Origin of the sequence: Bradyrhizobium sp. CCBAU 25360, assembly GCF_028128695.1 — a bacterium.
GTDB lineage: Bacteria > Pseudomonadota > Alphaproteobacteria > Rhizobiales > Xanthobacteraceae > Bradyrhizobium > Bradyrhizobium ottawaense.
The window spans coordinates 336637-349832 of record NZ_LBJA01000041.1 but is presented as its reverse complement, the minus strand read 5'-3'; the positions used below and the strand labels follow the sequence as shown (position 1 = coordinate 349832).

15 protein-coding genes and 1 tRNA gene are annotated in these 13196 nt (G+C 64.0%); 9 read left to right on the top strand and 7 right to left on the bottom strand.

What is annotated here, in order from left to right; genetic code table 11:
- Positions 1-54: 54 nt before the first annotated feature.
- The 3 genes from XH81_RS23280 to XH81_RS23270 all read left to right on the top strand — a co-directional run bounded on the left by XH81_RS23280 (position 55) and on the right by XH81_RS23270 (position 3495).
- A complete protein-coding gene (locus XH81_RS23280; protein WP_028140023.1) occupies positions 55-1278 on the top strand; it encodes an ABC transporter substrate-binding protein in 1224 nt (407 codons plus the stop codon).
- A gap of 467 nt (positions 1279-1745) precedes the next feature.
- Entirely contained in the window at positions 1746-2372 is a 627-nt protein-coding gene (locus XH81_RS23275) for a LysE family translocator (RefSeq protein ID WP_271596377.1), read from the top strand.
- 31 nt (positions 2373-2403) lie between these two features.
- Positions 2404-3495: an enolase C-terminal domain-like protein gene (locus tag XH81_RS23270; protein ID WP_028140020.1), complete on the top strand. Its 1092-nt coding sequence runs from the start codon at positions 2404-2406 to the stop codon at positions 3493-3495.
- Between the two features lie 8 nt (positions 3496-3503).
- On the opposite strand, the gene XH81_RS23265 is transcribed toward XH81_RS23270, so the two are convergent.
- Positions 3504-4046 carry a RidA family protein gene (locus XH81_RS23265; RefSeq protein WP_240536476.1) on the bottom strand — a complete coding sequence of 181 codons (543 nt, stop codon included), beginning with the start codon at positions 4044-4046 and terminating at the stop codon, positions 3504-3506.
- Positions 4047-4131: 85 nt separating this feature from the next.
- Here XH81_RS23265 and XH81_RS23260 point away from each other — a divergent pair, with 85 nt between their 5' ends.
- Positions 4132-4599 carry an NUDIX hydrolase gene (locus tag XH81_RS23260; protein WP_028140019.1) on the top strand — a complete coding sequence of 156 codons (468 nt, stop codon included), beginning with the start codon at positions 4132-4134 and terminating at the stop codon, positions 4597-4599.
- 28 nt (positions 4600-4627) lie between these two features.
- Here the strand turns inward: XH81_RS23260 and XH81_RS23255 are convergent, their stop codons facing one another.
- Positions 4628-5176 carry a DUF488 domain-containing protein gene (locus XH81_RS23255; protein WP_028140018.1) on the bottom strand — a complete coding sequence of 183 codons (549 nt, stop codon included), beginning with the start codon at positions 5174-5176 and terminating at the stop codon, positions 4628-4630.
- Positions 5177-5208: 32 nt separating this feature from the next.
- Entirely contained in the window at positions 5209-5436 is a 228-nt protein-coding gene (locus XH81_RS23250; protein WP_018316154.1) for a DUF2945 domain-containing protein, read from the bottom strand.
- A gap of 401 nt (positions 5437-5837) precedes the next feature.
- Between XH81_RS23250 and XH81_RS23245 the strand changes: the two genes are divergently transcribed.
- Positions 5838-6152, top strand: a complete 315-nt coding sequence (locus XH81_RS23245; protein WP_244439186.1) for a hypothetical protein — start codon at positions 5838-5840, stop codon at positions 6150-6152.
- A 233-nt stretch (positions 6153-6385) separates the two neighbouring features.
- Here XH81_RS23245 and XH81_RS23240 read toward each other — a convergent pair.
- Together XH81_RS23240 and cpdR are read right to left on the bottom strand one after the other, a co-directional pair.
- Positions 6386-6460, bottom strand: a tRNA-Val gene (locus XH81_RS23240).
- Between the two features lie 75 nt (positions 6461-6535).
- Complete coding sequence (gene cpdR, locus XH81_RS23235) at positions 6536-6895, bottom strand: cell cycle two-component system response regulator CpdR (protein ID WP_007597092.1); 360 nt, start codon at positions 6893-6895, stop codon at positions 6536-6538.
- Between the two features lie 326 nt (positions 6896-7221).
- Here cpdR and XH81_RS23230 point away from each other — a divergent pair, with 326 nt between their 5' ends.
- From XH81_RS23230 to XH81_RS23220, 3 genes are all read left to right on the top strand, one after another.
- Positions 7222-8112 carry an N-formylglutamate amidohydrolase gene (locus tag XH81_RS23230; protein WP_018316156.1) on the top strand — a complete coding sequence of 297 codons (891 nt, stop codon included), beginning with the start codon at positions 7222-7224 and terminating at the stop codon, positions 8110-8112.
- 532 nt (positions 8113-8644) lie between these two features.
- Entirely contained in the window at positions 8645-9427 is a 783-nt protein-coding gene (gene hisN / locus XH81_RS23225) for a histidinol-phosphatase (protein WP_028140016.1), read from the top strand.
- A gap of 19 nt (positions 9428-9446) precedes the next feature.
- Positions 9447-10412: a Bug family tripartite tricarboxylate transporter substrate binding protein gene (locus XH81_RS23220; RefSeq protein WP_028140015.1), complete on the top strand. Its 966-nt coding sequence runs from the start codon at positions 9447-9449 to the stop codon at positions 10410-10412.
- A 236-nt stretch (positions 10413-10648) separates the two neighbouring features.
- Here the strand turns inward: XH81_RS23220 and XH81_RS23215 are convergent, their stop codons facing one another.
- Positions 10649-11539 carry a LysR substrate-binding domain-containing protein gene (locus XH81_RS23215; RefSeq protein WP_028140014.1) on the bottom strand — a complete coding sequence of 297 codons (891 nt, stop codon included), beginning with the start codon at positions 11537-11539 and terminating at the stop codon, positions 10649-10651.
- Positions 11540-11627: 88 nt separating this feature from the next.
- Here XH81_RS23215 and XH81_RS23210 point away from each other — a divergent pair, with 88 nt between their 5' ends.
- Entirely contained in the window at positions 11628-12380 is a 753-nt protein-coding gene (locus XH81_RS23210; protein WP_028140013.1) for a sulfite exporter TauE/SafE family protein, read from the top strand.
- 44 nt (positions 12381-12424) lie between these two features.
- On the opposite strand, the gene XH81_RS23205 is transcribed toward XH81_RS23210, so the two are convergent.
- Positions 12425-13057, bottom strand: a complete 633-nt coding sequence (locus tag XH81_RS23205) for a LysE family translocator (RefSeq protein WP_271596376.1) — start codon at positions 13055-13057, stop codon at positions 12425-12427.
- Positions 13058-13196 lie beyond the last annotated feature (139 nt).

Sequence of the window (13196 nt, the reverse complement as noted above, 5' to 3'; positions counted from 1 at the left end):
GCCTTGGTGCGGACTGAGCCGACCTCGTTGGGGGCCAACGACAAGGTGTCGAGCATGCGCGTCACCGGCAGACTGCTGTTCGTTTTGATCGCCGCACTCGGATCGCTTGGCGCGATGTCCGAGCAACGCCCAGACCAACCCACAAGCGACAAGGAAATCCGCATCGGCAATGTCATGCCGTATTCGGGAGCGCTCTCTGAATTCGGCGCGATCGGTCAGGCGGAGGCCGCCTATTTCGACATGGTCAACGCGCGCGGCGGCATCAATGGCCGCAAGATCCGCTTCATCACGCGCGACGACAATTCCGATCCGTCGACCGCACTGGAGCTGACGCGCAATCTGGTCGAGAAGGACGACGTGCACCTGATGTTCGGATCGTTCGGCACGCCCGGCAATCTCGCCACCCGCTGGTATCTGAACGAGAAGAAGGTGCCGCAGCTTTTCGTCGCCTCCGGCGACGAGGAGCTGAGCCAGGCCAGGGCTTTCCCCTGGACCATGGGCTGGCAGCCGTCGATCCGGTCGGAGGGGCGCATCTACGCCAACTACATTCAGGCCTATTATCCCAGGAAGAAGATCGTCGTGCTCTGGCAGAACGACCAGTTCGGACGCATGCTCTACAAGGGAATCCAGGACGGACTTGGCGATCTGAACCGCCATGTCCTCGTCGACATCGCCTTCGACATCGGCGACGAGCACCTCGACGGGCACGTCTCGATCCTCAAACGCGCGGGTGCCGATATCTTCGTCTTTCTCGGCGTGCCGTCGACGGCATCCAAGGTGATCAGGCTCGCGGCTTCGCTCAACTGGCGCCCGGTCTTCATCGTCAACGATACCTCCGCCTCGATCGCCAATGCGATGGCGCCCGCGGGCCTGGAGAATTCGGCCGGCGTGATCTCGGCCGCCTTCCTGAAGGACCCCAGCGACCCCGCCTGGAAAGACGATCCTGCCATGAGGGAATGGTTCGCCTTCATGGACAAGTACCATCAGGTCGAAAGCACCAACAACAGCGCAGCGGTCTACGGCTACGCCGCGGCCGAGGCGTTGACGCAGGTGCTGAAGCAATGCGGCGACGACCTGTCACGCGAGAACATCATGCGTCAGGCGGCTTCGCTGAGGGGTTACAACCCCTCCGTCGCGCTGCCCAACATCAGGATGAATACCTCGCCGAACAACTATCTGCCGATCAGGCAGATGCGGCTGGTGCAGTTCGACGGGCGGTCGTGGCAGCCCTTTGGGGATGTGATCGAGACGGCGTTCACGGAGGGGGCGGCGAGGTGAGGCCCACCTGAACGCTGTCCAGCGGATGGATAGGTAACAAAACAGACCGGATGGATGGGTAACAGTCGTTCATGATCTGGTCGGCTGCGGCGCGGCGCTGGCGCTGCGCCGCAGCTTGCGCGTTTTCTGGTCGATGATGCCGATCGGTACGTCGAGAAGCGCACTTGCCAGGATCCGTCTTCGGTCTCCTCGACGGCAACGGCTCCACCAACGAGAGCGCTGCAAATGTGAATGAGCTCGCCTCGCCATTTGATCTCGCCGTTGGAGCGAACCTGGCGCACCGCGGCTTCGGCCGGATAATCCGGCTCGGGAAGCCGCGTCGTTCAGCGTCGTCGACCGAATAGGGAATCACCTCGCGGCTGATGGAGACAGCTCTGAGAACCAGGAGCCTATGCCGCATCGAGGACTTGCATTGAGAGACCGGGTCTGGCTGGTTTGAGCTCCTGACAATCAGACCGGAACTCACCATGATCCAGTTCGACACGTTGCTGACTTATATCGCGGTGGTTCTCGGCCTCTTTCTCATTCCGGGTCCCGCCGTCCTCTTGGTGCTCGGGCGCGCGTCTGTGGGCGGGCATCGCGTCGGAATTGCCACCGGTCTTGGCATCGCTACTGGAGACCTGCTTCACACCGCGATGGCTACGCTCGGATTGTCGGCGGTGCTGATGACCTCGGCTCTCGCCTTCAGCCTGGTGAAGTACGCCGGCGCTGCCTACCTCATATATCTTGGCATCCGCGCGTTTATGGAAAGAGGCGAGGATATCAAGTTGGCGCAGTCGCGTTTGGTCGACGCGTCGCTCGCCTTCCGGCAGGCCGTGCCGGCCGAACTGCTCAACCCGAAGACGGCGCTCTTCTTCCTGGCCTTTCTCCCACAGTTCGTACATTCCGAGAAGGGCTCCGTCGTTGCCCAGCTTGCAATTCTTGGCCTCATCTTCGTCATCATGAGCGCGATCTACACCGCGTTGATCGCACTTGTTGCCGGACAAGTCGCTGGCTGGCTCACCCGTCATCGCAGCATCGGCCGCTGGCAGGGCCGCGTCATCGGGGCGATCTACCTGGGTCTTGGCGTTCGCATGGCCTTGCAGCAAAAGTAGCCCGATCGTTCCATCCCGCCCGGAGAGATTCATGACCGAGACCATCCGCATCAAACGCTTCCATGCGCGGCCCGTGATCGTGCCGATGAGCCTGCCGCTGCAGACCTCGACCGGCGCTGTCGCCAGGGCCCCGCTGGTGCTGATCGACTGCGAGACCGACCAGGGCGCTCGCGGGCACGCCTATCTGTTCTCGATCACGCCATCGGCCTTGAAGCCGCTGACGGCGATGGTCACGGAAATGTCAGACTTGCTTGCCGGCGACGAGCTGCTGCCGGTCGAGATCGAGCGCAAGCTGACCCAGCGCTTCACCCTGCTTGGCCTCGCCGGCCTGCAGCGGCTGGCGCAATCCGGCATCGACATGGCGGCCTGGGACGCGCTCGCCCGCAGCAAGGGCCTGCCGCTGGCACGGCTTCTCGGCGGCGCGCCGAAGCCGGTCAAGGCCTACAATTCGAAGGGGCTCGGCATCATGCCGGCGGGCGCCGCCGTCGAGGAGGCGCACAAGCTGCTGGCCGAGGGGTTTCAGGCCGCCAAGATCCGCGTCGGCCGGCCCGATGCGCGGGAGGATCTCGCCGTCGTCCGCGCGGTGAGAAAGGCCGTCGGCGACGAGGTGACGCTGATGTGCGACTACAACCAGGCACTGACGGTGACCGAAGCCATCCGCCGCGGCGAGATGCTCGACGACGAGGGCTTGAGCTGGATCGAGGAGCCGATCCGCCACGACGATTATGCCGGCTGCGCCCGCATTGCCGACGCACTGCATACGCCCGTCCAGATCGGCGAGAATTTTGACAGCGCCTTTTCGATGCAAACAGCGTTCTCGGCGGAGGCCTGCGACTACGTGATGCCCGACGTGCAGCGCATCGGCGGCGTCACCGGCTGGCTGCGCGCCGCCTCGCTCGCCCATGCCGCCGGCATCGAGATGTCGACGCATCTGTTCTCGGAAGTCAGCGCGCATCTGCTCTGCGTGACGCCGACCGCGCACTGGCTGGAATATGTCGATTGGGCCGACGCGGTGCTTTCGACGCGACTGAAGATCAAGGACGGCTTTGCGCTGCCGAGCGAGGAGCCCGGCAACGGGATTGCGTGGGACGAGGCGGCAGTTGCCAAATATCTCGTTGGATAGGCTGCTTGCTATGACCGAACAGCGGCAATCATGTTCAGCTCGACCGGCGCCCCTCGCGGCAACTCGGCGACACCGACGGACGTCCGCGTATGACGACCGCGCTCGCCGAGGCGTTCGATCAGCCGATCGGAGGCACCGTTCATGACTTGCGACTGCTGGGTAAATCCAGGTGCCGAAGCGACGTATCCAACGAGCTGCAGGACCTGGACGATCCGGTCCTCTCCGCCTGTGGCGTGATTGATGGCGGAAATGCAGAGATCAGCGCAAAGGGCGGCAGCTTCTTGTGCGGCCGCGATATCGACGCCTGCTCCCACCTTGCCCACATACAGCAGGTCTTCGCCGCGACGCGGCAGCTGGCCACTGACATAGGCAAGTCCACCATGGATGATCACCGGCAAATAGTTGCCGCCGGGCTTGTTCACGCTGCTCATCTCAATAGCCTGCCTTTGCTTCACATCCGGCGAAGCGACGCATTTCGCCGCACGCCATAACTCGATCGCACCGGCTCGTTGCCGTGGTGGATAACCGGACAATGGCAGGCGGCGAGTCATGGATCAAGGCTGCGAAGCCTCATCCGGCCCGACGGAGCTCGCCCCACGCATTGCACCACGGCGGCGCGCGCGATAACGATCCGCTATGACCATTTGGCGCCCGCATCCCCACATCCGCGTCGTCGCGATCGGCCTGCACTGGCGGGACGGGCGCCTGCTGGCGGCCGAAATTCGCGACGATGCCGGGCGGATCAAGGGTGTTCGGCCGCTCGGCGGCGAGATCGAATTCGGCGAAAGCTGGCGCACTGCGCTGATGCGCGAGTTCAACGAGGAGCTCGGCATCGACGTCACCATCACAAGCGAGCCGTTGGTGCTGGAGAACATTTTCATGCACGAGGACGCAACCGGGCACGAGGTGATGTTCATCTGCGAGGTGGAGTTTCCCGACGGCGCCTTCGCCGACCGGGATCGCCTCGACTTCCTCGAGGACAATGGAGAGCAGATCGTCGCGCGCTGGTTCGACCTTGCCGACCTCGACGTGGACGGCGGACCGAGCCTTTATCCGGCCGGGTTGAAGGATGTGCTGCTCCAACCGGCGAGCCAGCCCGATTGACGGCGTTGGCTAGCTCCACGCCGGGGATTTACGCGATTGGCTGATTTTCCGCCGGGTAGACCAGACGCTCTTCGGGAACGCCCCGCGCAGCCGGATTCATCTCGGCCTCTTTGACCTGCCCCGGCCCCAGAATGTGGAACACCGTCTCGCCCGCCGCGAGCAAGTAATCGGTGATGATCCGACGGTGACATCGCCACCACAATGTTTCCGCGCACATGATGGCGCAGCGCTGCACCTGCCCGACGGCGCGCAAATGTGCGAGCCCTTCGTGAAAGGCCGCGCCCATCGCGTGGTCGGCGTAATTGTGAAAGCTGACGTTCTGCCAGAAGGCGTTGGTCTCGCGCGGCACCTCGCGCTTGCGGCTGCGCAGGCCGCCGAGCGAGGCAATGTGCTCGTAGCCGATCGAAGCAGCCGCGAGCGATTGCGGCAGGGTCTCGCGATTGTACTGCGGGTTGGTACGGGAGCGGGGCACGGTCCGAACGTCAGCCACGAAGGTGACCGCGCTGCCCTGCAACAATTCGACGAATTCCTCGATCGATCGTGTGGCGTGGCCGATGGTGAAGAACGGATGAGCCATGGTGACACCTCGACCGCCCGGCTCGCGGGCCGTCAGCTTTTCAACGACCGCAATGCGCGGCCCTTGTGCAGGGCGACGTGATCGGTCTTGTCGCTCCTGATCTCGTACTGCGGATCGTCGGGCGTAGCGTGATGGACGTAGCCCTTGTAATCGACGTCGGCGGTGTGCACGCGCAGGATATGGCCGCGCACCCGGCCGGCCTCGGAATTCCAGCTGACGTGGTCGCCGACGGCAAACCTTTTTCCGGGGGTCTTGGACATGGCCGATCAATGCGCGGCAGCACCGGCCTGTTCCAGGGGGCAGCCCCCGACCGCGCGAATCCCTGCGGCAATCCACCAAGGCGTGGGCAACGAAGACGTGATGCAGCGGCGACCGCGGATCGCGCGATCCTGAAAGGCCGGCGAGGCGATTGATGATATTACGACCAACATTCAAACGAGAGGTGACCATGCCCCCTTCCGAGATGTCTCGAGGCTCCATCAGGCCGCGGCCCTTTGCGCGATGTCGTCGTCGTGCTGCGGCAGCGACCGCAGCGCTGCTCCTCGCCGCAGCGTTCTGGCCAGCAGGAGGCGCGCAAGCTGCCGCAAATGACGCGGAGGCAAGAAACATCTTCGAAAAATTCATCGCCGCGCAGAATGCGCATGATGCGGACGATGTGAAGATGATGCTCTGGAATTCGCCCGGCACACTGTTGTTTGCGAGGGGCATCGAGACGAGAGGCCGCGATGCGGTCGCCACCCAATTCAAGGCGTATTACGAGGGCACCTGGCACCTCGAGCCCAACATGTCGGAATTCCACGTTGCGGTGATCTCAAACGAGGTGATGCAGATCCTCGTTCCCATCGTTTTCACACGCGGCCTTCCGGGCAAGCCGTCGCAACAAAATACGTTTCTGATCAGCCAGACCTACGTTCAGGATGCGACCGGCTGGCACGTCGCCTCCATCCTGCCGGTGGCGAACACGGAACTGAAGTGATGGCCGGGATGGGCCTCTGGAGGGGCATCCCTGATTGCGCTTCGCTCCATCCCGGCTACGGGCTGTCCAGGGAAACCGAGCAAGACGCGCCAGTCCGTCTCCGCTCTTCGAGCTACGCCGGACACGCTTCGCATGGAGATCGTGGCTTGCCGAGCCGAAGCTCGCGGCGGCAGCCCGCCTGCGCCCTTTGGGCTTCGGCGCGGCATCCTTCTCTCGCTATCGCGAGCGAAGGATGGTGGGCACGACAGGGATCGAACCTGTGACCCCTACCATGTCAAGGTAGTGCTCTCCCGCTGAGCTACGTGCCCTAAAAGTCCACTTACGTCGGGTGGGGTCCCTATAACGGACGAGGGGACCCTGTGCAAGGACGGAACGGGGCCGATTTAGGCCGCCAGCATCTTGTTCACTTCGCTGACCAATTCGCGCAGATGCACGGGCTTGGACAGCACCTTGGCGTTCTTGGGGGCGTCCGAATCCGAGTTCAGGGCGACCGCAGCGAAGCCGGTGATGAACATGATCTTGATGTCGGGGTCGAGTTCCGAGGCCCGGCGGGCGAGCTCGATGCCGTCCATCTCCGGCATCACGATGTCGGTGAGCAGCATTTCGAACGGCTCTTCCCGCAACCGCTGATAGGCGGCCATGCCGTTGTCATGGGACGAGACCTGAAAACCGGCGTTTTCCAGCGCCTTGACCAGGAAACGGCGCATGTCGTTGTCGTCTTCAGCGAGCAGGATTTTTGGCATGGCAGGAAACGTCGAATCCCCAGAGGATATCAGCAGAGCTTACTAAGCCGGACAGAGGGTAAATTTGGGGTGAAAATCTTAACCCCAAGCCGGCTGCACTGCCGGCTCCTTGTGAACCGGAATGCCGCTCGAATCAATCGAGCCGCCGGCGCATCCCCGCTTCCCTGCCCACACGGTTAAGACATGTTCCAGCGCCGATCACATCTTTTCGCTTGGCAGAATGGTTGCGATTCCGGACAATGACGACACATAAGAGCCGCATCGATCGGCCGAATCAATTCGATCCGAGGCCCGGATCCTGCCGCTAAGGGACGAAGCCTGAGAAGATGACCCGGTTTGACGGCGAGGTGTCGCCAGCCTTCGAGATCGTTGAGCCCGCGCAATGGCGCGCGCCTGTCATCTTCAACTCGCCCCATTCCGGCTCGACCTATCCGGACGAATTCCTCGCGGCGTCCAGGATCGACCTGCCGACGCTGCGGCGGTCCGAAGACTCCTTCATGGACGAGCTGATCGGCCACTTGAGCGAGCGCGGCTTTCCGACCGTGCGGGTCAACTTTCCCCGCTCCTATGTCGACGTCAACCGCGAGCCCTATGAGCTTGATCCCCGCATGTTCAGCGGACGGCTGCCGAGCTTTGCCAATACCCGCTCGATGCGGGTCGCCGGCGGCCTCGGCACCATTCCGCGCGTGGTCGGCGACGGCCAAGAGATCTACCGCGACCGCATCCTGGTCGACGATGCGCTGGGGCGGATCGAGACGCTATACAAGCCCTACCACCGCGCGCTGCGCCGGCTGATCAACAAGGTGCACCAGATGTTCGGCACCGTGGTGCTGGTCGACTGCCATTCGATGCCCTCGGTCGGCGTCAGCAGGGACGAGCCGCGCCGGCCCGACGTCGTGATCGGCGACCGCTACGGCACAAGCTGCACCCCGCTTCTGCCCGACCGGGTCGAGGAGACCATGACCGGGCTCGGCTATTCGATCGGCCGCAACAAGCCCTATGCCGGCGGCTTCATCACCGAGCATTACGGCAATCCCGCGAGCGGCCTGCACGCGGTGCAGCTCGAGCTCAACCGTGCGATCTACATGGACGAGCGGCGGCGCGAGCGGAGTGCACGCTTTGCGCAAGTGGCGTCCGACTTCGGCGTTCTCGCCGACGTGCTGGCGACCACGATTCCGTTCGGCGATCTCGGCCCGTTCCAGGCCGCGGCAGAATAGGCGCCGGCTTTTCTTCGTCAAACCTTATTGTCTGTGATCGGGCGAACGCGTCTTCGCTTCGCTTTCGCTGCGCACCTTGAAACGAAAACGACAGGCCCAAAGAAAAAAGGGCCGCTCGCGAATGACGCAAGCGGCCCAAGTCTAGGGAGGAAACGCCCAAGGAGGGCAGCGGTAACGCCAAGCGCTACCGCACCGCAACAATATGCGACCGCGCCGCACAAAGTGCAAGGGCTTTTGAGCCATTTCCCATGCAATACGCACATGGCTCAATTGCTTCTATGGAAACCCAGATTCAGTTTCTTTGATAAGGAATTTCAATGGGTTGATAGCCATTTGCATACGAACAAGGCATATTCGGAACTAAGTTTTCAACTCTGTGATCGATATTTGGCCAGCAGATGACTTGGATGGGGCAGCGGCCTTCGGCATCCAAAATACCAGGGTGCAAGATCAAGACAGCGCTGCACGCGGGAGGCGAATTGAGCTAGGCAAGAGGGAGCTCCCTCCAACCTTCGCTTTGAGGATTCGGCCTGTGACGGTGATCGACTTTTCCGCCTTCATCGGACGGCTCGCCACCGCCTCCGGCGAAACCATCCTGCCGTTCTTCCGCACCTCGCTGTCGATCGACGACAAGAGCAAGACCAAGGATTTCGACCCCGTCACGGAGGCCGACCGCGCCGCGGAGGCGGTGATGCGGCGGCTGATCAAGGCCAACTTCCCTCAGCACGGCATCGTCGGCGAGGAATTCGGCAATGAGCGCGAGGAGGCCGACTATGTCTGGGTGCTCGACCCCATCGACGGCACCAAATCCTTCATCGGCGGCTTTCCGATCTGGGGGACGCTGATCGCACTGCTGCACAAGGGCGCGCCGGTCTACGGCATGATGCACCAGCCCTTCATCGGCGAGCGCTTCTCCGGCGACAACGGTTCGGCCAACTACAAGGGCCCGTCGGGCGAGCGCCGGCTCCAGGTTCGCCGCTGCGCCTCGCTTTCGGAAGCCACGACCTACACCACCAGCCCGCTCCTGATGAACGAGCGCGACCGCGCCATTTTCAGCCGCATCGAGAAGGGCGCGCGTCTGTCGCGTTATGGCGGCGACTGCTACTCCTATTGCATGCTGGCGGCCGGCCACGTCGATCTCGTGGTCGAGACCGAGCTGAAGCCTTACGACATCGCCGCGCTGATCCCGATCGTGACCGGCGCCGGCGGCGTCGTCACCACCTGGGAAGGCAAGCCGGCCCAGGGCGGCGGCCGCATCGTCGCGGCCGGGGATGCCAGGGTTCACGAAGAAGCACTGAAGCTGCTCAACCAATAACACGCGAGCGGAGGCTTGCATGACCATCTCACGCAGGCTTCTTCTTGGATTATTGCTGCTGCTGCCATCAGTGGCGTCCGCTCAGAATTTCCCGGCCAAGCCGATCAAGCTGATCGTGCCGTTTCCGGCCGGCGGGCCCAACGACATCATCGCGCGGGTCATCGGCCAGCGCATGTCGGAGCTGTCAGGGCAGCCGGTGCTGATCGACAATCGCGGCGGCCAAGGCGGCGTGCTCGGCACCGATGCGGTCTCCAAGGCCGCCCCCGACGGCTACACCATAGCGATCTCCTCAGCCGGCGCGCTCGCGATCAGCCCGAGCATGGAGAAAGTCGCCTACGACACCTTGAGCGACCTCACACCGGTGACGCTGGTTGCGACGGTGCCGGAGATGCTCGTGGTCGCCACCAACGTGCCCGCCAAGGACATCGGCGAATTGATCGCTCTGGCCAAGGCGCAGCCGGGAAAGCTCAACTTCGCCTCTTCCGGCCCCGGCAGCCTGCCACATCTCGCCGGCGAGCTGTTCAAGCTGACGGGGAAGATCGACATCGTCCACGTGCCCTATCGCGGCGCAGCCCCCGCGGTGAACGATCTCTTGGGCCAGCAGGTGCAGATGACGTTTCTCGATCTCCCCGTGCTGCTGCCGCAGGTCAAGGCCGGCGCGCTGCGGCCGATCGCGATGGGCTCGGCAGAGCGCGCCCCGACCGCACCTGACGTGCCGACTCTTTCGGAAGCGGGTTTTCCCGATCTGCGCGTCGAGAACTGGTACGGCATGGTGGCGCCCAAGGGCACGCCGAAGGAGATTGTCACGGCGCTGCACGCCCTGGCGACGAAGGCGATGGCCGATCCCGCGGTGAAGGAGAAGCTCGCCGCGCAAGGCGCGACGCTGATTGGCGACGAGCCGGAGCATTTTCGCAGCTTCATCGCGGATGAGACCAAGAAGTGGGCGAAGGTGATCAAGGACGCCGGCGTGGAGACGGCGAAGTAGTTCGCGTTTTCGCTGGGTAAGCACCACCTTCACAACGCGACAGGTGCGTTCCCTCCCCCCTTGCGGGGGAGGGTTAGGGAGAGGGGGCCACACGGGGACTCCATCGATCTCTCTTCTTCACGACAGAGGCACCTGTTCCTGGGCTACCCCTCTCCCCCGCCCTCCCCCACAAGGGGGGAGGGAGCGCAGTTTGCTCGCTGCGGGAGCGTGCCTCACACTAGCGCAGCAACAACTGCTCACACCGCCTCTGCCCGCAGATGCTCCACCAGCATCTTCGCAGGCCTTGGCAGCGTCTTGAAGCTGCGCGCGCAGATCACGAGCTTGCGGTTGGCCCAGGCATCGCGCAGCCGGACCATGGCGAGCGGCATCAGTTTTGCGCAGCGGCGGGCGGCGGATATCGGCACCAGCGCGATCCCGACGTCGGCGGCGACCATCTGGCAGATCGCATCGAAGTCGCGCAGGCGCGCGCGGTAATGCGGGCGCATGCCGAGCCGGGCGGCGTGCTTCGAAATGTGCATCTGGAGCGCGGTGGCGCTGGTGAGCCCGACGAAGTCGCAACTGCCGGCTTCCTGGAAATCGATCTGGCGGCGACCCGCGAACGGGCCGCGCCGCGACGTCACCAATGTCAGGTGGTCCTCGCTGAACACGAAGCGCTCGATATGGTCGGGCAGCGCGTGCTCGGCGGCGAAACCGAGATCGGCGGCGCCTGCGGTGATCGCCGCCGCGATGTCGGTGCTCTCGCGCTCCTCGATGTCGATGGCGACGTCGCGGTGCTCGCGCAGGAAGCCGGCCAGCGCCTTCGGCAGATGTTCCGACAGGCCCGAGGTGTTGACGAGGAAATGCACGCTGGCGCGCACGCCAGAGGCAAAGCCGGCGAGATCGCCGCGCATGGCATCGATCTGGTGGATCACGAGCCTGGCATGATCGAGCAGGCTCTCGCCGGCCGCGGTCAGCTCGACGCCGCGCCGCCCGCGCTTGAGCAGCGCGACGCCGAGCGCGTCCTCGAGCCCCTTGATGCGCGCGCTGGCCGAGGCCAGGGCCAGGTGCGACCGCTCGGCGCCGCGGGTGATGCTGCGCTGGTCGGCGACCGCGATGAAGAGTTGGAGATCGACGAGGTCAAAGCGCATGGCAGGTCTCCTAGCCTTCGTTCAGACCGAAGGCTTACTCCGTAACCTCCAGATTGTGCGCCCGCGCGGCTTAGGTCAATGTGCTGGCATGATCGACCCGCTTCTCATTGTCATCGCCGCCGTGTTCCTGATCGCCGGATTCGTCAAGGGCGTGGTCGGGCTCGGCCTGCCGACGGTGTCCATGGGCCTGCTCGCGGTGAGCATGACGCCCAGCCGCGCGATCGCCATCGTCATAGTGCCAGCCATCGTCACCAACATCTGGCAGACCTTCGTCGGCCCGTATCTGCGTGACATCCTGAAGCGGCTGTGGCCGCTGATGATCGGCACCGTGATCGGATGCTGGCTCAATGCCGGCGCGCTGACCGGGCCGCATGCGCGCTACGGCACGATCGTGCTCGGCGTCCTGCTCGTCATCTATGCCGTGATCGGTCTGAACAAGTTCCAATTCCGCGTCGCGCCGCAAAACGAGAAATGGGTCGGCGGCGTGGTCGGTGTCGTCACCGGCGTGATCTCGGCCTCGACCGGCGTGCAGGTGATCCCCTCGATGCCGTTCATGCAGGCAATCGGCATGGAGAAGGACGAGCTGGTGCAGGCGCTCGGCGTGTTCTTCACGACGGCGACACTGGCGCTCGCCTTCAACCTGACGGCCGTTGGGCTGTTGACGCCAGCCAATGCCGTGCCGGGCGCGGTGGGCATGGCCATGGCTTTTGCCGGCATGTTCGTGGGACAGTCGGTGCGAGCACGGATGCCGGCCGAAGCGTTCCGCCGCTGGTTCCTGATCGCGATGATCCTGCTCGGCCTTTATCTCGCCGGCAGTGCGCTGGCGAAGGAGTTCGTTTGAGGGAAGATCGCCCTACGCTGCCCGCATCATTCGTTCGAATGAGCCTACCGCGTCTCCAGCATGGCGACGCGGATGCCGAGATAGATGAAGAGGCCGCCGAGGGCGCGGTTGACCCAGGCGATCACGCCTTCGGATTCGCGCAGCCGGTGGGCGGCTTTGGCCGCGAACGCGGCCAGCACCAGGCACCACAGCGTGCCCGTAGAGATGAAGATCAGGCCGAGCGTCAGGAAGGCGAGCGGCTTGTGCGGTGAATCGGCCGCGACGAATTGCGGCAGGAAAGCCAGGAAGAACAGCGCGACCTTGGGATTGAGCGCGTTGGTGAAGACGCCCTGGAGGAAGACCCGCCGCAGCGAGTTCCGCACCGGCTCGTCGATCGCCGCCGCCAGCACCGGGCGCGACCACAGCATCTGAAGCCCGGTGAACACGAGATAGGCCGCCCCGACCAGCTTCAGGATCGAGAAGGCGGTCGACGAGGCCATCAGCAGGGCCGAAAGCCCGATCGCGGCGGCCGCGACATGGACGAAACAGCCGCAACTGATGCCGAATGCGGCCGCGGCGCCGCCCCGCCAGCCCATCTGCATGCTGCGGCCGATGACGTAGACGGAGTCAGGCCCCGGCGTTATGTTGAGCAGCACGCCCGACAGGATGAAGAGCCCGATTTCGTGAATGCCCAGCATGCAAAGGTGCCCCCTGCCGCCCGTTCCGGCGGTCGCAATTCCGCTTAGTCGGTCCGGCGGCCGCCGTCCACCGCCGGGATTGCGGAGGATTTACCTCGAATTTGCAATGCGGATCATGCTTCCGCTCGGCCACATCTGC